General features: G+C 58.7%; 21 protein-coding genes. 10 read left to right on the top strand and 11 right to left on the bottom strand.

Annotation, left to right across the window (positions count from 1 at the left end):
• Nucleotides 1-453 precede the first annotated feature (453 nt).
• The 6 genes from AC1DIJ_RS29815 to AC1DIJ_RS29790 all read right to left on the bottom strand — a co-directional run bounded on the left by AC1DIJ_RS29815 (nucleotide 454) and on the right by AC1DIJ_RS29790 (nucleotide 6,916).
• Nucleotides 454-1,056 carry a HupE/UreJ family protein gene (locus tag AC1DIJ_RS29815; protein WP_112390690.1) on the bottom strand — a complete coding sequence of 201 codons (603 nt, stop codon included), beginning with the start codon at nucleotides 1,054-1,056 and terminating at the stop codon, nucleotides 454-456.
• A gap of 346 nt (nucleotides 1,057-1,402) precedes the next feature.
• Complete coding sequence (locus tag AC1DIJ_RS29810; protein WP_112390689.1) at nucleotides 1,403-2,422, bottom strand: IS110 family RNA-guided transposase; 1,020 nt, start codon at nucleotides 2,420-2,422, stop codon at nucleotides 1,403-1,405.
• 571 nt (nucleotides 2,423-2,993) lie between these two features.
• Nucleotides 2,994-3,674, bottom strand: a complete 681-nt coding sequence (locus AC1DIJ_RS29805) for an FAD-dependent monooxygenase (RefSeq protein WP_162706091.1) — start codon at nucleotides 3,672-3,674, stop codon at nucleotides 2,994-2,996.
• 928 nt (nucleotides 3,675-4,602) lie between these two features.
• Entirely contained in the window at nucleotides 4,603-4,815 is a 213-nt protein-coding gene (locus AC1DIJ_RS29800; protein WP_112390685.1) for an ATP-binding protein, read from the bottom strand.
• 461 nt (nucleotides 4,816-5,276) lie between these two features.
• Nucleotides 5,277-5,576 carry a helix-turn-helix transcriptional regulator gene (locus tag AC1DIJ_RS29795; protein ID WP_112390684.1) on the bottom strand — a complete coding sequence of 100 codons (300 nt, stop codon included), beginning with the start codon at nucleotides 5,574-5,576 and terminating at the stop codon, nucleotides 5,277-5,279.
• Nucleotides 5,577-5,593: 17 nt separating this feature from the next.
• Nucleotides 5,594-6,916 carry a type II toxin-antitoxin system HipA family toxin gene (locus tag AC1DIJ_RS29790; protein WP_112390683.1) on the bottom strand — a complete coding sequence of 441 codons (1,323 nt, stop codon included), beginning with the start codon at nucleotides 6,914-6,916 and terminating at the stop codon, nucleotides 5,594-5,596.
• A gap of 720 nt (nucleotides 6,917-7,636) precedes the next feature.
• Here AC1DIJ_RS29790 and AC1DIJ_RS29785 point away from each other — a divergent pair.
• From AC1DIJ_RS29785 to AC1DIJ_RS29760, 6 genes are all read left to right on the top strand, one after another.
• Nucleotides 7,637-7,765, top strand: coding sequence for a hypothetical protein (locus AC1DIJ_RS29785; protein WP_310301160.1), 129 nt, complete (start codon nucleotides 7,637-7,639; stop codon nucleotides 7,763-7,765).
• Between the two features lie 511 nt (nucleotides 7,766-8,276).
• Nucleotides 8,277-8,861 carry a hypothetical protein gene (locus tag AC1DIJ_RS29780; protein ID WP_112390682.1) on the top strand — a complete coding sequence of 195 codons (585 nt, stop codon included), beginning with the start codon at nucleotides 8,277-8,279 and terminating at the stop codon, nucleotides 8,859-8,861.
• Between the two features lie 314 nt (nucleotides 8,862-9,175).
• Nucleotides 9,176-10,105, top strand: a complete 930-nt coding sequence (locus tag AC1DIJ_RS29775) for a zincin-like metallopeptidase domain-containing protein (RefSeq protein ID WP_112390681.1) — start codon at nucleotides 9,176-9,178, stop codon at nucleotides 10,103-10,105.
• Nucleotides 10,106-10,188: 83 nt separating this feature from the next.
• Entirely contained in the window at nucleotides 10,189-10,434 is a 246-nt protein-coding gene (locus AC1DIJ_RS29770) for a type II toxin-antitoxin system prevent-host-death family antitoxin (protein WP_112390680.1), read from the top strand.
• Nucleotides 10,427-10,822: a hypothetical protein gene (locus AC1DIJ_RS29765; RefSeq protein WP_112390679.1), complete on the top strand. Its 396-nt coding sequence runs from the start codon at nucleotides 10,427-10,429 to the stop codon at nucleotides 10,820-10,822. The genes AC1DIJ_RS29770 and AC1DIJ_RS29765 overlap by 8 nt, the downstream gene beginning before the upstream one ends.
• A gap of 499 nt (nucleotides 10,823-11,321) precedes the next feature.
• Complete coding sequence (locus AC1DIJ_RS29760) at nucleotides 11,322-11,633, top strand: DUF736 domain-containing protein (protein ID WP_112390678.1); 312 nt, start codon at nucleotides 11,322-11,324, stop codon at nucleotides 11,631-11,633.
• 48 nt (nucleotides 11,634-11,681) lie between these two features.
• Here AC1DIJ_RS29760 and AC1DIJ_RS29755 read toward each other — a convergent pair whose 3' ends face one another.
• Together AC1DIJ_RS29755 and AC1DIJ_RS29750 are read right to left on the bottom strand one after the other, a co-directional pair.
• Nucleotides 11,682-11,960, bottom strand: a complete 279-nt coding sequence (locus AC1DIJ_RS29755; protein WP_112390677.1) for an HU family DNA-binding protein — start codon at nucleotides 11,958-11,960, stop codon at nucleotides 11,682-11,684.
• 55 nt (nucleotides 11,961-12,015) lie between these two features.
• The gene (locus tag AC1DIJ_RS29750; RefSeq protein WP_112390676.1) at nucleotides 12,016-12,309 is read right to left on the bottom strand and encodes a WGR domain-containing protein; all 294 of its coding nucleotides are present in this window, start codon (nucleotides 12,307-12,309) and stop codon (nucleotides 12,016-12,018) included.
• 149 nt (nucleotides 12,310-12,458) lie between these two features.
• Between AC1DIJ_RS29750 and AC1DIJ_RS29745 the strand changes: the two genes are divergently transcribed.
• Nucleotides 12,459-12,680, top strand: a complete 222-nt coding sequence (locus AC1DIJ_RS29745; RefSeq protein WP_112390675.1) for a hypothetical protein — start codon at nucleotides 12,459-12,461, stop codon at nucleotides 12,678-12,680.
• Nucleotides 12,681-12,689: 9 nt separating this feature from the next.
• Here the strand turns inward: AC1DIJ_RS29745 and AC1DIJ_RS29740 are convergent, their stop codons facing one another.
• Nucleotides 12,690-13,880, bottom strand: coding sequence for a DUF1173 domain-containing protein (locus tag AC1DIJ_RS29740; protein ID WP_112390674.1), 1,191 nt, complete (start codon nucleotides 13,878-13,880; stop codon nucleotides 12,690-12,692).
• A gap of 274 nt (nucleotides 13,881-14,154) precedes the next feature.
• Between AC1DIJ_RS29740 and AC1DIJ_RS29735 the strand changes: the two genes are divergently transcribed.
• Nucleotides 14,155-14,319, top strand: a complete 165-nt coding sequence (locus AC1DIJ_RS29735; RefSeq protein ID WP_310301170.1) for a hypothetical protein — start codon at nucleotides 14,155-14,157, stop codon at nucleotides 14,317-14,319.
• 63 nt (nucleotides 14,320-14,382) lie between these two features.
• Here the strand turns inward: AC1DIJ_RS29735 and AC1DIJ_RS29730 are convergent, their stop codons facing one another.
• Nucleotides 14,383-14,802: a hypothetical protein gene (locus AC1DIJ_RS29730; protein WP_112390673.1), complete on the bottom strand. Its 420-nt coding sequence runs from the start codon at nucleotides 14,800-14,802 to the stop codon at nucleotides 14,383-14,385.
• Nucleotides 14,799-15,509, bottom strand: a complete 711-nt coding sequence (locus AC1DIJ_RS29725) for a ParA family protein (RefSeq protein WP_112390672.1) — start codon at nucleotides 15,507-15,509, stop codon at nucleotides 14,799-14,801. The genes AC1DIJ_RS29730 and AC1DIJ_RS29725 overlap by 4 nt, the downstream gene beginning before the upstream one ends.
• Before the next feature lie 467 nt (nucleotides 15,510-15,976).
• Here AC1DIJ_RS29725 and AC1DIJ_RS29720 point away from each other — a divergent pair, with 467 nt between their 5' ends.
• Together AC1DIJ_RS29720 and AC1DIJ_RS29715 are read left to right on the top strand one after the other, a co-directional pair.
• Nucleotides 15,977-16,381, top strand: coding sequence for a plasmid mobilization protein (locus AC1DIJ_RS29720; protein WP_477831743.1), 405 nt, complete (start codon nucleotides 15,977-15,979; stop codon nucleotides 16,379-16,381).
• Nucleotides 16,381-18,627, top strand: a complete 2,247-nt coding sequence (locus tag AC1DIJ_RS29715; RefSeq protein ID WP_112445790.1) for a relaxase/mobilization nuclease domain-containing protein — start codon at nucleotides 16,381-16,383, stop codon at nucleotides 18,625-18,627. The genes AC1DIJ_RS29720 and AC1DIJ_RS29715 overlap by 1 nt, the downstream gene beginning before the upstream one ends.
• The last annotated feature ends 671 nt before the right edge of the window (nucleotides 18,628-19,298 follow it).

Raw genomic sequence — 19,298 nt, 5'->3', positions numbered from 1 at the left:
CCACCGATGTGAACAATCGATCAGACCACTCGCTATCCCAACGGACCTCCATCCGAACCCCTTCAACGCGCGTTGCCGATACCGAACAACGAGTGGATTGAAGGCGATTGCGATGGTCACCAGCGAGGTCGTCAGAGCGATTTTCAGCGGGGTAACGATTAGCGTATCGACGCCCGTGGTCTCCGGCCATGCTACGCCTCGCTCGGGAAGTGCGACTTGTTCGACTTCACCATCCGCGCCTACTATCCCGACTGTGATTGGATTACCAATTAGAGGTTCCTGAGCCATCATGTTCTCCCTGGTCGAAACTCATGAGCGCCAAACCCCAAGCTCGGTTTCTCAGTATGGGGCATTAAGGCGACCTAGAGATGATAATGTCGGCTTCAGTCGGGTATCCCAGTTCGAGAACCTCCAACAGTCGATGCGGGCGCGCCTGACATGATGATGTGCGCGTCACGCCACCAAGCCAATTGCGAGTCCCAATCCCGCTAGAGCTGCCAAACCTCCAGCGGTGCGGGCAATGAGTTCGCCCCTGCTGTCACTCAGGCGTGCGGTTATGAAACCTGCGACAAGGCCGAGTCCGTGCAGCAGTGCAGTTGCCGCGACAAAGCCCGAAGCATAGGTGAAGGCGGTCGCGTTCGCCGGCATTTCTGATCCATGCGCGTGCCCGTGGAAAAGAGCGAAGAGGCCGACGACCGCCATTGCAACCGTCGTCGGCGTCTTAATTCTAAGCGCGACCGCGGCTCCCAGGACAACAACCGACAATGCGATCCCAATTTCGACCATCGGGAGATCGACGCCCGCGACACCAAGCACGCCGCCAACCATCATGATGCCTACGAAAGCCGCTGGCACGAGGAATATCGCCCGGCCGCCGAGTTGGTATGCGAGTAGGCCCACCAAAACCATGGCAAGCGTATGGTCTATGCCGGAGATCGGATGGGCGAAGCCATGGACGAAGCCCGATGTCGGCCCTATCCCGGTATGCGCGGATGCAACGGCGGGTATCATGAACGTGGTCAGAACGAAGGCGGCGCGGGTCAAAAAACGGGGCATCTTCTTCTCCAAGGATATCGTGCTGTTCACATGTGATCCGAACCTGTCCTACAACGCAAGTAGTCAAACTGCGTATTTCTGACGCCTTGGCTTGACGATAGAGGCGGACCGCAGTTGCCTACGATCCGCCCGATCGGAGTTCGATGAGCGATTTCTTGAATGCTGCAACCAAGTGTACGGCTTCCACGCGAAACCCGCGCTGAGCCTCAGCGACTTACGCGGGGCAAGCACCCGTCACTCGAGCGTGCTCATGGGCACATGGTATTCGCCGGTGTTGCTTGCCTACTCTTGCATTCCGCTATCTCGAACTCCGATCGACGACCGACATGCGGTCATCCGTTGCGGCTCAGGCTCTTGTGGGCGCGGTCTCGTAGGAACCGCCTTTTGTAAGGATGGCCCAAATCGTGCGCGCGTTTTTGTTTGCCAGAGCGATCGCCGCCACCTTGAACGGTCTTCGTCGCTTTAAGGACGCAGTCCAGCTTTTGTTGTCATCCGTTTTCGTGTTCCGAATTACCGACATAGCTCCTGTGACGAGAAGCGACCGCAAATCCGCATTCCCCATTTTTGTTATGCCGCCGATCGTGATGCTTTCCCCACTAGAGAAAGACTTGGGCGTGAGACCTGTCCATGAAGCGAAGTGGCGGGCAGATTTAAAGACGCCAATGTCTGGCACGAAAGCCTTGATGGCGGTAGCGGTCATTGGTCCAAGACCCGGGATGGTCATCAGCCTCCTCATCTCGTCATCCTCCTTCGCTTGGCCTTTTAATGTTTTTTCGAGACTTTCGATGTCTTTGGTAAGGGTATCGATCTGCCTGGCAATGATCTTTAATGCTGTAATAGCTGAAGGCGGTAAGCTCTTGCTTTGTCGATCGCGGACAATCGAGATCAACGACGAGACATTCGATGTCCCGGGCCGCGCCACGATACCCAGTTCAGCGATGTGGGCGCGCAGCGCATTCACAGCACGAACGCGTTGGCGAACCAGGAGCGCTCTTGTTTTGAATAGCATTGTCGACGCCTGATGGCTCGTGGACTTCAATGGGACGAAACGCATTGACCTCCTGAACAAGGCTTCATGGATGGCTTCAGCATCATTGGCATCCGTCTTGTCGCGATTCACAAAGGGTTTCACGTATGCTGGATGGATAAGCCGCACCTGATGGCCCAGCGCCGATATCGAACGCCCCCAGTAATGGGCTGTCGAGCACGACTCCATTGCAACCACACATGGTGGTAATTTGCTGAAGAAATCCAAAATGGCTGCTCGGGAAACCCGTCGATTGAACAACGGGTCGCCGGCGGCGTTGGCTCCATATACTTGGAACACGTTCTTCGCTATGTCTAATCCGATGGTCGCAGCATACATGGGCCAATGTCCTCCTGGGCTAGTGAAGCCTGTCCAGGATGCACTAAATTTGCGACGTGGATTTTGGCATCGAGGAGCGGTGGCGGCTTGGAGACGAGAAGAGCGGGACTAAGTCTGTCGATGCTCTTATTGGTGCGCGCCTAAAGGAAGTCAGGAAGAGGGCAGGGCTGTCCCAAAGGCCGTCGCCGAGCGACTGGGGATATCTTTCCAACAGTGCCCGAAATCTTGCGTTTCGCGATCTCGACAAGGTGCCACCGTTTTAAATCCAAGCTTACTCTCTCAGTGTCGGGCCTAGACGGAAGATGACGCCTTGCACAGCTCGGCGAGTGGGGTTCGATTTCAGAACGTAGATAGTGGAAGATGGCCCTTTCAGCAGGGCGTGGAACCGGCGGGAGCATCGAGTGCTCGCTGTAGCGCTCACCGGGGTCCGCCGCCTGCTCCTAAGTAAAGCGTTGGCGACCACAGTCTTATCGCCCCTTAAACCAGATCCCGTTTCGGCGAGTGCAAAGCCCTTTGTTACCATTTCGTCGCACTCGATTTATCCACACCGTGGTGGCGGAAGGCGAGAGCGTCATGTACCGGCCTCTTGGTCACCGACGCGCGGTCGCCTAGAGCGTCCGAACAAGTGCGGCGTATACCTAGACGTCTCGCAAGCATGGAGCTGGATCGTCAGCATCGTCTTGCGAATTCGGAGTGCTCTTTCGAAGGCGGTGACACGGGTAGGAGCTTGGAGCCAGCTTTGACAGATAAAACCTCTCCGGCGCGTACGTCCGTAATGTCTTCCTCGCATCGTCGAGACCGTCAACCTGCCTTGGCTAATGGTGCACGTCGCAGACAGAAGCCAAGGTCGAGCGTGTCGCGCAGGAAATTGGCGTTGGGATTTCATAACCCGATCAAACGATAGGCCCGGTAAGCGATTGGTAGGTTTTCCGGTAGATGTGGTTGCCTGACAGCCTGAGCATCGAATCTTGGACGAATCCCGATCCCGTCCGCAACCCGTCTCTCTTCCGCGATTTCTCCAGCACCAACGCGATCCGCGGGGAACGAACGGTGTGGAACTGCTCCAGCGCTCGGTCGACAGGTTCATCGGAGTGAGGATGTTCGCAAGTACGACCCAGTCCTCGAGCGCCATCGCCGCTCCCTGCGCCACGCTTGGAGACGTGGCATGTGCGGCGTCCCCGATCAAGACGAGGCGGTCTGCTATCCAGCGTCGTGCTTGCACCTCCTGGAGGGCCGCGCGATGGACCTGCACATCACTGCGCAACCCGGCGACGACTGGCCCCAGTGCACCGCCGAAATCCCTGAACAGTTCCTTCAGATTAGCTATGGAGCCATCTGCGAATTCGGGGGACGGAGGGATGCTGGGAGGATTGTGGCTCCGATCCGTCGTGCGGAAGGGCGTGAAGCCAGCTGACGAGCGCTCGCCCGACCCTCCCTAGGCGGCGCCATCTTCATCAAGCAGTACCTTAATGAGCGTGCCCTCGTCTCTCAGACCACTGCGGAATGCGAGCACAATACGTTTGGCAAGCTCTTCTCGATGCATGTCCAATGCGATTTGCTTCGTCACACAAACGTGGTCAAAAACGCGCTGGCAGATCGCTAGGTCGCGAGGCGATAGGATCGACGCCTCTCTTGTCTCAAACACCGAAATCCCTTGTTTCATTGAAGGCCTGCAATCCGATGGCTGTATTGCGTGGGGTCCATGAAGAACAAAAATTCGTCGATCAGTTCAGCTTGATCGGGCCTCCCGCTGATCCGAAGAAGGCTTCTGTCGTCGCCGATAAATGCGGCTTGAAGGCCGAGGAACTTCGCATGAGCTAGTATCATGTCAGACGTCTTCGCGACATCCGGACGCTGCGAATTCAGGTCGATGAAACAGTTCAGTAAGTCCCGCATTGAAATCGGCCAAAAAAGACGCAGAGCAGTGAGTTGAGTTCTGTCTGCCAGGCGAAAAATAATTCAGCTTTGTTCTGCGTTCAACCAAAAAACAGTGGCCGCTACGTCCGTCCGGCAGGGCCGGAAACCGTTAACGGTTGCCAATAAAGCCTTGGTGTCAGGCCAATCGTTCCGGGTGCTTAGTCTCGATGGGCATGGAGAAAGTGAAGCGATGCATTTTCTCGTCGAACAAAACCGCTAACGTTCCTCCGTGGGCGCGAGCGATATCTATGAAATGTAGAGCCCTAACCCCAACCCCTGGCTTTTCGAACCCTCCGCTCGGTCAAAAGGTTGAAAAGCTTGTTGAGAGATTGCACCGGGGTTGGCTCGCCACTGTCATCGACGCTCAACTCGAATTGATTATCCGTAGTGATTGCCTTCACCCGCACGGGATGGTCTGGCGCACCGTGCATTAGGGCGTTTCCAAGGAGATTGGAGAACATCTGTCCTGTCCGCACATGGTCGATCCGCGGCGCAGCTTCGATCTCCACGGACACCTTAATCTCTCTTTCGGGATGGGCGATTTTGAACTCCTGAACGACGTGCTCGATCGTGTCCTCAACGGTTCGGCCGGGATCGAAGTCAAGATTGATCCTGCCGCCGAGCCTCGCGCGCGCCAGGTCCCATGACGTTGTCTACAGGCCGCCATGCGCACCAGGCTTGCCTTCATCATGCGTAAGAGTTGTGGCGACTTGTCGTTTAAGCCATCACGTAGAAGCCGGTTGATACCCGGCGTCCACGCCGGGGATCAGATTACGATGATTGTGGCCAAGTACGGCGATGAATTGTTCCCAAACCTCGGACCGCTTTCTTGCGTGGTCGAGATCAATCTGTGCGGCGTCAGCCTGTCTCTGGCGTCAAGATGGTAGGCGATCAGTTCCGCGAAAAGTTTAAACGTTCCTACGGGGTTGTTCGCCTTTTAGTTTTGAGTATTCGCACGGCTCTCTGCCCTCGGCACAAAACCTACCGAAAATCCGAACAGGCGCCCAATTCTTTCCAGTGTTTCCAGTGTCGGGTTTGCTTTGCCGGTTTCGATCTCAGCAACTTGACGCCGCGTAAGTGCCAGCGTTTTGGCAAACTCTTCCTGGGTCATGCCGAAACTCTTCCGGATTGCCGCTACTGCGCCGGGCAGCCTTAAATCACCGGTTCGAGCTCGCTCAGCAAGCGTGCGCCGGTTCTCAAGAACCTGTTCTTTTGTAGGCTTTTTCCAGCGAGCCACTCAGATTTTCTCCGGCATCATAGCTTCGCCTGCAAAACGCTATCGGCGATTTCAGTGCACCGTGCCATTGCGCGCTCTAAAATTTCTGGAGCTGCCGCCAGGTTTTTCGCAATGCTCGGCGCCTCACAGAGTCGTTCTGCAAACGTCAGAAGTGCGGACGCGAGTATCTTTTGCTCAGTGAGATCGGGAAACAGTTCGGCGCAAATTTTCTTCCAATCAGGGAAATGATCCCGGCCGGCATCTCGCATCGTGGCCCATCTGGTGGAGCGAACGATCCCCTCCTTGGCGAGCCGCATTGGAGCGAAATCAAAGAGCGGAGACAGACGGACAGTTCCGTCTTGGAACTTGGTGAGCGCGGTATTTCGACCATGATTGTCGGGATTGCCGAGAGCCAGGTTGGCGATGTCCCGTTTGAGGTACTCTACGACGTCCGCGAGGGGATCGGCGGAATATTGGCGCAGAATGTCGATATAGGCCTCATGCGTGCCAACATATCCGAAGTCGGCAACGCCAATGGCCGAAACAAGGCTTTCTTGACCCAGCCGAACGGTTCCACCTCCTTCTCTCTTCTTTCGATCAAAACGGGGAATGATCAGGACGCCTTCGGCATAGGCCGACGGTTCACTGACATTGAGGCCGATCTTTTGAGCGATCTGCGAATAGAGGGCTTCGCCTTCAAGAATGAGCCGGTCTACGGGCTCATTGCTGCGGACCAGCTTGACGATCACATGCCGCACGGCCTCATCGTCGGACACGAAGCTGTCGGGATAATAAAGGCCATCGATAGCCTTGGTCATGGAGACCTTTGGCCATTCGCCTTGCAGGCCACTTGAGCCCGAAGCAAGCATACCGAAACGATCGGCTACTTCCATGAAACGATCTGATCGTTCAAGGATCTCAGCCTCTGTTACTCCTTGGCGCTGCACACCGTGTAGCCGCTGCTTCTCTGCCTCAGCGGCTTCTTTTATGCGGACATTACCTATTCCGCCTACGGCAGAGCGGAGAAGCAGAGGAAGATCCGAGCTGCGTGCTCCCTCGCTGAGGCCTAAATGTTCTGCCAGCTTGCGCCTTGCATGTCCTTGCGGCATTAGATCGAGCAGGAATGGTGGCCACGTTGAGGTATATCGATTCTCGAGGTCAACGGGATATCGGATTGAAAGTGCGCGATTGTCACTTGCCGCGTTTCCTTCTGCAAAATCCACCGATGCGAACCGTATAAAGTAATCGAGATCGTAATCGACTATCGACGCACCCTGAAAGCCGGCTGCGTCGCTCTTGAGTTCAAGTGCCGCGGCTTGATGCCATTCATCTTTGAAATGGATTTCAAGAGTGAGAAACATTAATTGATCCCTTTGGTGGACCAATATATTTCATATTCTTGGTTATTCAACCCATTTAAGGGGTGTATATAAACTGAGCTGTCCGGTTTTGCCTTTTCTGTGATCAAGACGGCCTGATGCGGTCAGGGGACGACAACGCAGGATTGACGCGGCCCTCAATACGGCTCGGCAAGCACCTTCGCCAATTGTCGAGAGCGGGCGCGAATTGCGAAAACCTGCCGCGCCAGTCAACACAAGACCGTGGGCAACAGTTTGCGCGGTTATCCCAACGCGGCCCGCGGCTGCACGGAGCCATCGCAACCTCGCGCGCCAATTTGATCGCAGTGATCCCGGTACGCGAGCATTCGTATGAGAATGGTCCTGCGTGTGATTTCTTGACGAATGGCGTTCATCTTCCGGTGGTTGGCAGGGGTGTCTGCTGAACCTAATGCGGAAATAGAGGGAATGGCAAGGGGTAAACGAAATGCGAATTGGGAGGGCCGTACGAACGCGGCGCTAACCGCATTAGCGCCTCGACGCTTTTCGAGACTACGCGCGCGCTGGTTGTTTCCGATGACCTGCGCGAGATGAATGGGGCCGTCAACGTCCCGCCAACGCTCGACACCGGCAAGCTTTTGCAATGTGTCAGAAAAGCAAACTGCCAGGTTCTTTGCTGACTTTTCGAGGCTTCCATCCGGCGTCGCTAATCGTATCTGCCGCCGGGAGGCCGAAGCCTGGGCGATGACGCAACTTGCAAGCGCGGTGGAGGCCGGAGAAGACGATCCTGAAACGGCGGCCAACCCGGCCGCGGCTGGTCTCGATCATGTCGGCGACGAGTTGGACAGCAGGTTCAACGAGGCGACCGAATAGCCGGAGCGTAACGACGGGTTAGCGCCTGCCCAGCGCCGCCGGTTCTCGCCGGCGGTGTCTTGTCACTATCATCTAGGCAGGTCGGTGCCTGAGGTTGCGCTGCCGCTGCAGCCAGACTCCTTGCGGCCACGCGATCGGTTTGTGGGTAGGCAATACCGCTGAAGCGCGGCTCGGGCGCGACGGTAGTGGTGACGCGCCGGTCTGCTGGCGGCGTATCGGCCACAGGTTCATACGCTCTGACCCTCGGCTTCGTTGCGGTCTGAACCGGACGGCGCCCGGTCAAAGGCCGCGTGCCGCGCCGCATTGCGGCAGTCTCGATGCGCGGTTCGCCAAAGCGCGGCCGCGTTTTCTGCAGGCCTGGGCCCGCAACCTCCGCAACCGCACCTCGCTCTCTTGCATCGTCCTGACCTTGGGCCGGGCCGCTTCGCCGGTTCGTGTCGACCGCACCCGAGGGACAGCACCCAAAACCGGACCTCGGGTTTTGCTCAACCAGACCGAAAGGACACCGACCATGGCACCGCTCAACCGTTCTGCTGCGACGAATCGCTCAACTACGCCCCGCGCGACGACCCTCGAAATGGTCCGGCATGCCTGCCCGGACACCGCCCAGGCAATGCGCATCTCGGAAAGCTTTGGCCTATCCGTTGTCGACAGCGAGGGAATCCGCGACCTGCACCGCCAGCAGCTTATCGATGGCGCCGAGGCGATGAAGGACGGCCTCGGCGAGAAGGCGATGCAGATCCATATGCAGCGCATCGTCGGCTCCTTCGTCGGATCGGCTCACGGAGCCGGGCTGTTTTATAGCCGCTCCGTCACCGAGGCACGCGATCTGACCGCCAGGCTTAGCAACGATCTGCGCGACGAAGATCTCGAGGGTCCGGTCGGTTTCGACAGCCGCGCCCAGAGAAAACGCGAATTCGCCGCCGTCATGGGGCTTCAGGCCCATGTCCTGCGCATGGCGGCCGAGGGCGCCGTTGTCGCTTACGAAGACATTACCGGCGAGACCTGGAAGCCCTATGAGCGCAGCGGCTCGCCGAATCCCGCGACCTCGATCGACCAGCGCGCCGCGTCACTACAGATATCGGCTTTCGACTGAAGGCGCACGCTCACTGATCCATCTCGAAAGGCCGGCCTCGTCCGGCCTTTTCTCGTGTCACTCAAGGCGGCCCAGGCGCCGAGCGCGGCTCATCCCGGTTTGCGGTCTAGCCCGAGGGCGACATGAAAGCGGCGCAACGGACAAGCCGTCCTCCACTGTCGTTTCGGCCCAGCGGTCCTTCTATCTCCAGCACGATCTTGACGAGCCGGGTGCGCCGCTGCCGCCCGCGCGCTGGTCGACCGCCGTGACGAGCCGCGATCGGCGCGGTGTCGAAGATGAAGGAAAAGACGATGAGAAAGCCAAAGAAAACGTCAATGAAATTATCTGGCGAGACCGATGCTGTGCGCCCGGACGTCTACACACGGATCACCGATATCATGCTCGCTCAGTTGGAAGAGGGCGTGCGCCCCTGGGTCCAGCCGTGGAGTGCCGCCCGGCATGCGGGATGCGTGTCGCGCCCGCTTCGCTTCAACGGCGAACCCTATTCCGGCATCAATGTCCTGCTCCTCTGGTCTGAGGCCGCAAGCCGCTGCTTTGGTGCCAGCACCTGGATGACGTTTCGCCATGCGTTGGAACTTGGAGGCAACGTGCGCAAAGGCGAGACCGGGACGATGGTCGTTTATGCCAACCGCATCAGGAAGACCGAGACCAACGCCAACGGCGACGACGTCGAGCACGAAATCCCGTTCCTGAAAGCCTATACCGTTTTCAATCTCGAGCAGATTGAAGGCCTGCCTGCGGGTTTTGGCGCATCGCCGCAGACGCCGGCCTTCAAGCCTGTCGAGCGTCTCGAGCATGCCGACGCCTTTTTCCGGGCAACGGGGGCAACGATCCGCCATGGTGGTGCGGCAGCCTTCTATGCGCCCGAGCGGGATGTGATCCAGATGCCGCCGATAGAAGCGTTTCGCGATGTCGAGAGCTATTATGCGACGCTCGCCCATGAGGAAATCCACTGGACGGGGCCATCACATCGCGTGAACCGCGATCTTTCCCGCTACGCGAAAGACCGCTCCGAGCGGGCGCGCGAGGAGCTGATCGCCGAACTCGGCGCGGCGTTTCTCGCCGCCGATCTCGGCATTGTCCCGGACCTTGAGCCGCGGCCCGACCACGCAAGCTATCTCGCGTCCTGGCTTGAGGTGCTCCGCGGCGACAAACGCTTCATCGTCCAGGCTGCAGCGCAGGCGCAAAGGGCCGTGGCTTATCTGCATGCGTTGCAGCCCGGTTCCGCCAAGATGGCGGCATGACGTGTTGCAAGTCGGTTTCTGTCGCAGCCGACTTGCATGAATTACCTAGAATACGTATTTTACGTAGGTGAATGGAGGTTCTCATGAAGCAGTTTTCGTTTTCCGATATGAACCGGGCCTCCGGTGAAATCCTCGAGGCAGCATTGATCGAGCCGGTCGCGCTTACCAAGCGCGGCAAGGAGAAACTCGTCATTCTGACGGCGGAACAGTATCGGCGCCTCCTCGGCGGCTCGCACACGCTCGCCTACGGCCTCGACGATGCCCCGGATGCCGTCCATGCAGAACTGATGACCGGCCTCGACGCGCTGCTCAAGGACGATCATGTTTGATGCGGGCGACGTCGTCCATTTCCATTATCTCTGGAAACGACAGGCCGATGCCGGCGAGGAAAGCGGCCGCAAGGCCCGCCCCGTCTGCGTCGTCGTGCGGACGCCCGATGTCCCGGGCGCCGTTTTCCTCTTCGCCATCACCTCGCAGGCCCCGCATGAGGATCGCCTGTTTTTGCCGATCAGCCAGATCGAATGCCGCCGTGCCGGCCTCGATTTTCCCTGCTGGATCATCCTCGACGAATATAATCGCGTCGAGCTCGACAAGGCTTTCGACTTCGAAACAAGCAGGCCACTCGGCAGCTTCAGCCCGGCCTTCCTGAAAAACATCGCACGCACCGTCAAGGATGCAGCGGCAAGCAGCAGGCTGGCGACGGTGAACCGATCATAGCCGGTGGCACCGTCGCGAGTTCCGGCATCAGGCCGATCACGTCGGCTCCGTCCTGAATTCCTATTTGGCACATCGGAGCGAAGTCACGCGGCCAGCCTCTGGTGCCTTCAATTCCCGATACTGGGTATGCTTGGCAACGCCGTCCGGAATCACGCCGGACGCTGACGGTGCCATGGTCGGGCCCATCCTCAAGCTACGGCTCGCCCACCGCGGTCTCGATGCGGCTTGTCTGACCAAAAAACGCCTCGCGGGCTCGGCTCGATCGTCTTCCCGCAACGGCTTGCTCGTTTTCTTCCCCTGGCCACGCCCACCCCATATGACCGGTCATGTGGGGACCCCGGATCTGCGGCCATTCCTCGCGAGACAAGAAAGCCTCGGCTAATTGCCGTCCTCCACTTCGTTTCAGCCACAAGGGGTGCGGTCCGATCGTTTCCGGTCTTGTCGACAGCCATCGAGGCCGCGATGGGCGCGGCACGAGCAACTGAAAAGGATCAAGACAATGGCAACCATCGGCTCATTCACCGCTTCCGAAAACGGCTTTTCCGGCACCATCAAGACCCTCAACCTCAACGTCAAGGCCAAGATTATCAGGGTCGAACGCTCCTCCGACGACGCACCGGACTTCAGGGTTCTGGCCGGCAATGTCGAGTTCGGTGCCGGCTGGCAGAAGCAGGCCCGTGAAACCGAGCGCGACTACATCTCGGTCAAGCTCGACGACCCGAGCTTCCCCGCCCCGATCTACGCGACCCTGACGGAAGTCCAGGGGCAGGAAGGTCTGCAGCTTATCTGGTCGCGCAGCACGCGCCGCTGACGAATTGACCCGAAAGCCCCGCTCGATCCGAGCGGGGCTTTCGGTGTGTCACTTGTTAAGCGCATCCTTCAGCGCTTTGGCCGGCTGGAAGCTCAGCTTCTTGGCGGCTGCGACCTTGATGGTCGCACCCGTGGACGGGTTGCGCGCTTCGCGCTCGGGCGTCGCCCTGACCTTGAACTTGCCGAAGCCCGGCAGCGAGGTCTCGTTGCCGGCAACCGCAGCCTCGGTGATGGAGGCGATCACCGCCTCGATGATCATCTTGCCCTGCGCCTTGGTGAGACCATGCTCCGCTGCAATCTTGTCTGCGATTTCGTTTGTCGTGGTCATTTGCTTCTCCGCATCATTAATGGTCGAGAATCCCTGCCATCGGCGACGATCGTTGTCATCGACGCGGTGCAGCAAAAGCACTTGGCCATGCCGGATTTCCACAACTACCGACCGATTTATAGCCTTTCGTCTTCTTCCTGCGTGCAATGGCCAGGAAGTGGATAGCCGCTTCCCGTTCGCTGTCGAAGACTTCGCTTTTCTCGCCGCCCGCCTTGCCGATGCGTCCCCATGAACGAACGACCGAGGCCTCGCCGAACAATGTCGGCTGAATAGAGATGGCGTAGTATCGAGCCATGTTCCGGGTGGCATCGATGCGCTGGCAGTAGAGATGGAATGGATAGTTCGGCATTTAGGCAAGGTCGCCGAATTGGGTCGCCTCCGTCCAACGAGAGTTTTGAATCGATCACTGAGGTTCGATTCACATCGGTGATGATTTCTGGCTATCGGCGCTTTCTCCCGATAAAGGCCGTTCACCATTAAAGAAAGGGGAGCGTCGTCGTGCAAGAGGCAATCAAGATCGACAATCGTGGTGATTTCGGGCTCTGGGCGATCGAGGTGGCAAAGCTGATCGTCAGTGAGGAAGGGTTCGAATTGGCACGGGCTGCCCGCGACGGCTCCGAAGATGACGTCCGCGCGGCAGGCGCCGCACTCGGCCAGGCGATCACCAATGCACTGCTCGAAGTCTACGACGGTCTCCTTGAAGGCGCGTCGGCCGAGTGATCGCCACGATCACGTCGGGATTGGCGGCATATCGCCCTCGACCACGCGCCAGACCCAGGCGCCAAGATCGGGCCGCGCTTCTATCATTTTCTTGAGTGCTTCCTCAAAATCAGCGCCGGCCGACGGCGGCACGATGTAGAGCGCATGCGGCCGCGGTTTCGTCTCCAGCAGCATCGCGTTGGCCAAAGGTCGGTTTCGGCCAAGGTTGAAACGCAGACCCTTGACCGACTTCAAGCGTAACCGCGTCAACCGCCCGACGAGTTTTTGCTCGAAAGCATTTTCGATCGGCAGCCACTGTTCACTGACGCACATCAGCGCGATCTCGTCGATGGTGACGATCCCGGCTTTGCCGCTGCCGATCGTCGCGATCAGCATCAGGTGCAGGTTTTCCCCGCTTTGCCAGAGAGCAAATTCCGCTTCGAAGCGGCGCTGCACGCTCTTCCAGGCCGTGTCTTCAAGATAAAGCCGGAAGCCCGGCATATGCTTGACCACCACGAGCCGGCCGTCTCTCGCCTCCGTAAATTCCTTGACCTCGCTGACAAGCAACATCAGGCGCTTCGGACCTTGCTGGAAAAGACCAGCCATCTTCTGCGCCCGCCTGTGTTCGATCGCTGTCTTATCCTCGGCCCTGAAAGGCTCGGGAATGAGCAACCGCTCCGACAGGCTCTCGCCGCGCACCGCCATGTTGCCGGCGGCCTCCAGCAGATGATGATAGACCTGCCACCAGTGGCGCTTTCCGGCCCAGTGCGCGGTCCATTCGGTCAGGCCGCTCTCATGCCACAGGAAATGCAACAGGGCGCGTAGCGACAGCTTTCTGCTTTCCGCTTTCACGCTTTCGCCGGTAGGTTCCGGTACGCCGGGACGATTGCTCCCGGCGCGCTTGGAAAGGGAAAAATCAAGCTTCAATGAGGCTGACCCGAGAGAGGCATCCATCTGGATTGCACTTCCCATCAGCGGGCCGAGCCCGGACAATTCGTAGGGCGGTTCATAGGAGGGACATGCCGGGTCATGGCCTTCACCGGAAAGCGGCATGCGCTTGATGACCAGTTGATTGCCGATATCTGCGATGTACATCGGCGCCGCCTGCTCACGGCAGAGACACAGCGGTCGGACTTTGGCGCGGTAGGCGCGGGCCAGCAGTCCCGCGAAATCCGGGTGATCCTCATCGCATTCGACACTATCGAACCGGAACCGCCTCATGGCAACGGCTGCCCGCAGCGGCCGATGGCAAGCAGGAAGGGGTGCCCAACGAGAGGGAAACCTGTCTGCTCAGACCGGGCGATTGTGCCGGGTGGGAAGAGCCAGCTCAAGGCCGCGCGGCCCCTCCGATTTTCTCTCCGTTCCGTTTCACTGCACTTCGACAAAATCGGTTCCTCCGCGCGCCGGCTCCGCCGGTCGTGTTCCACGAGCCTGGACCTGCCTCTCCCCACCCTGCGTGCCGCCGTCATCTTCCACAAACGTCAAGGAGACGACGATGACCATCGACCAGCATATCGAAGAACTGCGCGCTGAAGCCCGTAACGCCGAAACCACCTGGGAACGCCGGGCGCTTGAAGCCGAGCTCGACCTGGCGCTGGCCGAGCGCGAAGTCATCTGGGCCGAACTCGACGGCCGCATCGAGGTCGAGCCCCCATTTTGAGGCGGCCCACGGCGCGCTTGATCTGGACACGCCGGATCGACCGGCGTGTCCAGATGCTGCTGTTCAATAGCCGTTGTCTTCGAGATAGGTTTCAATGGCAGCCTGCATGATAACCGTCATCTTCACTTCGTTTTCATGAGCCGCTCTCACGAGACGCGCCTTCATCTCCTGCTCCAGCGGCACATTGACGTAAAATTTGATGGCGCGGTCTTTGGCGCGCTTCAGGCTTTTCAGGCGCCGCCGGGTATCGTCCTGATCGGCAGCCCGCTTTGCGCTTCGCCGTTGCCGCTCGTCTTCGGGAAGGCGCGGAAGCGCCGTTTGGCGGCCGCGGTCATTGTCGAGAGGCGCCGGAGCCTGATCGTGCAAATCGGCGGCTTGCTCGTCAGCGGCAACCTCAAGCCGGCCTTCGTTTGTATCCTGAACTGCAGGCTTTCGGCGTGGCGCGAGAGAGAACTGCTTGAAGTCGATCGCCCCTTTGTTCATGCCGCCGCCTCAGCCGGTCCGGCCACCTGGCGAATGTCGATCTCATCGACCAGCGCCTTTACTTCGAGACGCGCCTTCCGGACTGAGTCTGTCACGTCCTGCATCTGGAGTGTCCCGAGGCCGTTCTGGATCTCGCGATAGATATTGCGTTCGTAAAGCTCGGTTTCCAGAAGCATCGTATGGTAGTGCGCATCGAGAAGACCTGCCACGAACGGCCGGATGTAGCGATAGGCTTCAAGATTGCGGCCGGGCAGCGTGATACGGGTGCGCACGTTCATATGCACGATCGATAAACCGAGGCGATCGTTGATGTCGTTCACCTCAGCGACGGTTTGGCCGGCGGCCTCGATTTCCTTGATGCCCGGCTGTACCGGTGAAAGGACCACGTCCGACGATCGAATGATCGTCGTCTGCAGCACGCTATCGACACCGGGCGCATCGATCAGGACGACATCGAAAAAGCTGGCGAGCTTCTTCAGGAAATCGTCGATTGCCCGTTGGGTCGCCGCAATCGTCACCTCGATATTATCCGGTACATTGCCCTTGCTGTGGCAGAGCTTCCACCAGCCGGCCAGATTTTGACGGCTGTCGGCGTCAATCATCAGGACGCGCTGATCCGATAGAGCGTATTCGCCGGCAATCAACGTCGCCATCGTTGTCTTGCCGGCGCCGCCCTTGTTACTGACGACTGCATAGGTCCGAGGCATGACCTTCTCCCGCTACGGAACTGTTTCGGCGCCATGCTCGAAATATGAACTATAATAGGTCAAAAATTGCAGACGTCCAGTCGCTTTTTGCTTGGGTGCATCACATCCCAGATCATCCACTAGGTAGTCCGATGACACTCTTTCGAAGCATTGTCTCATATCTTGTGGAAGATCATCCGCACCCCATGAGTCCTCTAATTTTCACTATATAACTTTCACTTTCCTCTTTCCAGCAACGCTATCGATGTTTCACACGAGTTGGTCATGTGATGTGGAAGGGTCAAACTTCCGATGAGTGTTACGAGTATGAATGTGGCCTTTACGGTGCCAGGTTAAGTTTGGCTTTTATGAACTGAAATAGGTTATATTGGTTTGGCAGGATACGCAAATTTGTGATACAAATTTGCTGACGATCGGCGGACGGGCCGCCGATGCCGCCTGCGGCGAACACGTGAAGAGACGACGGCATGGTCGAAAATGGAAGGTCACGACCTGCGGTGCCTGCTGTCAAGGAGCGTAAGGAGCGTGTCGTCCATGCGCGTTTTTCCGCGCCAGAGCTCGCCGCTGTCGAAGTCGCAGCCAGGCAGTCGGAGATGTCGGTGTCGGCGTTTATGCGCTCATTGACGCTTGATGGTGCCGRCATCTTACCGTTCCTGTCGGAAGACGATCGGGTGGTTTTTGAGCTTCTTCATCGTGACCTGCGGGCCATTGGAGTGAACCTCAACAGTCTCGTTCGGCGCTCGTATCAACGTTCCGTTCCGGCAGACGCCATCGCTGACCTGCGCGAGCTGCAGCCCCTTGTCGCGGGCCTTGCTCTTGAGTTGCAGCGTCTCGCCAGCCGGCCAGGCCGTAGGATTGGACGTCGGGACTGATGGAAATTTTTCTCGGCGCCTTTACGGCGGAATGGGAGCAGCGCCGAGCGGCATACCTGCACGAGCGGTTGATCGGCCGAAATTCTCCCAGTGAGGAGGAAGAGCGCCGGCGGCGGGGAGTTGCTTCAGGCGGCGGCGTTGGCGGCCGTCTCAATGTCGGCGGGAGAGCCGCACGTGAAGGCCTCGCGTGGCCCGGGCCGGCGCCGCGTTCGATGGCAACACGGTTTGCCGGACTTGCCGGCGGAAGTCAGCCCGCGGTCGTGAAGATGACATCGTTCGGCGGCGGCGGACGCCTGGGCGCCATGGCGAGCTATATCTCTCGAAACGGCGATGTGGCGATGGAAAATCAGGCGGGCGAAGAACTGCGCGGCCGGGGGGCGGTCGCGGGCCTTTCTGAGGACTGGGCGCACCTGATGGGCAACCGTGCCGAGAGCCGCGACATCGGGACATTTCGTATCGACGTCAAGCGGAGGCCCGATGAAGGGCAGGCGCTGGACGCGTGGGCCCGCGATATCGTGAGTACGGCGCTGGGAAAGCGCTCGTTTGCATTCGCCGTGCAAGAGCGTCAGGACCATTACCGGATCGATGGTGTTGCCGTCTTGCGAGACCGGGCCGGCGAGCGGCTGACAGCTGATGAAAAGGCGCAAGAGATCGTTCAGGCGCGAATGTCGGAAAACGGGGGCCGATCGGCCGAGTTCCATTTTACCGGCTATGGCAATGGCGTCGAATATGGGACCGCACGTTTGCGCAAACTCGTCGAGCGAGCTGACGGTGGCGTTCGAGACAATCGCGGGGAGACGATAACGGACGCCAAACTGGCGGGCGATCTGGTGCAACTGCAGTGGAGGGGCGAACTGCATAGCCGCAAGCCGCGCGATGTAATGCACCTTGTCATGTCCGCGAGGGCCGGAACCGATGTCGAGGCTTTTCGCGCGGCGGCCCGAGAGTTCCTGGCGGCGGAGTTTGGTCAGCACCGGTACGTTTTCTCTCTTCATGATCCAGGTCAGGATCCCAAAACCGAGTCGGCCGGCGGTAAGCGACCGCACGTCCATGTTCACGCAATCGTTGCCATGCGATCCGAGGACGGCGAACGTGTCGAGACATCGATCGCATCTTTCCGGCGCTGGCGCGAAGGTTTGGCGCAGCATGCCCGCGAGCATGGTATACGGATGGAAATGACCGATCGCCGTGATCAGGCGAATGCTGCCTCCTATACCAAAAATCAGGTTCGCCCGATCAACCGGGAAGGCCGCACCGAGCATGTGGGAACGTCCGATAGCGCTGCGCGCCGATACGATAGAAAACGGCGCGAGGTCGTGACCTCAACGAGAACCTCAAAAAGCCAAGCCTATACTGAAACAGTTCACGGTGCCTGGGAAGACCTCGCACGAGACAGTGACGATATCGGCGCGTCTGAATTTGCAAAAAGCAGGATTTTCCGGGTTAATACAGCACTTGGAAGGCGAGAGTTCGTCGCCGAAAAGCAATCGGGCGAGCGCGAAAACGGCTCGCAATTCCAAACCAAATTGGTTAGTATTTTTGAGGTTGCGGAGATCGAAAACATGAGCACCATGACACGATCGGAATTCGAGGCGTACGAAAAACGCGTTGAGACCGCCCTTTTCCAGGCGGAGCGGATCATGCCGCGGGATGATCGGAGCAATTTCGAGGAAATTGCCGCGGCCGCCCGGGAGCACGTCGATGTTCGTCGCGAGATGATGGAACTGGCGGAGCAGGTTGAGGATCGCGCGCCAAGCAGCGGGTCGGCCAGACCGGACGACGCCAATCGTCAGTGGGATGAGGCTGTTGCACGCCACGGGCCCGAAGCCGTCGAGGTTGGAAACAACATCATGGTCGAGGTCGAATATTATCGCGAGCGGATCGAATTGGCTGACGATGACGAAATTCGAGCCGATAAGGCGTCCTTGCAGGCGAGCTTGAACTTTGAGATGGCGACGGCAGCCGAGCTCGGCGCCTCGGGCAATAGCTATCTGCGCGAGATTGCAGAGGCTGACGAAGAACTGCGTGTGGCAATCGCAGCGGCCGAGCGCTCGCGCAATCGGGCGAAGGACCGCGCCGACGATGACCGAGCTGGACGCGCAAATGGTTACGGTGAACAAGACGCGTCGCTGCATGGAAGTGGCGGCGAAAATCGAACCGTCCCTGCCAAACAGCTCGTGCCGAGATCGGAAGAGCTTCAGCACGAGGCCGAGCAAAAACGCGATCGGGACGAACAGGAACGATAGGGGAATGCGGCATGCACCCGAAATTATCATGGGCAGGCTGCAGCATGAGAGGCGGATCGTTCGCTACGCCTGCTCAACGCGCGCGTCTCCGCCTTTCTCGACCATTTGAAAAGCTCATTCCCCGACGGGACGCCGGATGAACTTTCGGCCTTTATCTACGGATGATTTCGGGACACGGGAAAGGCGTCCAGCATACTTCGCCGTGCGCATAGCCCATCCGTTCGCGTCCCATCGCGCACTGCCGTTGTAGCTTTGCAAAGCCCGCGCTCCTGAGCCGAACTGCTCGACGAGTAACGTCCGCTTGAATCTGTCACTGCAATCGGAGCGTACCTTCTTTTGGAAGTTTCAAGATCGCGTCCGTAAAGTTGCGTGGATCGAAGGGGGCACACAAGGTGAAGGCGGGTGTGCTTCCTTATGCTATCATGGCTTTGGTTGCCGCGATGCGGGGATAGTCTCGGAAGTCATCGAATTTGTGCCGATTGATGAAAGCGAATGTTTGAAATACCCGGTGGTCTCCCTAGCGCCGATATCGTTGAAAAACTCGCCGCATTAGCTGCTCATCCGCCCATTTTGATTTTCCGGGCGGAGTACCAACGCGTTTCTGCCCCGCGCCTCGGCGCAGGGTCTCAATTCATGCCGCTCTCATGCGGCAATGACGCCATATGACGTCG

Source organism: Rhizobium sp. 10N427 (assembly GCF_056394605.1).
This window is presented reverse-complemented; position numbering and strand designations above follow the sequence as displayed.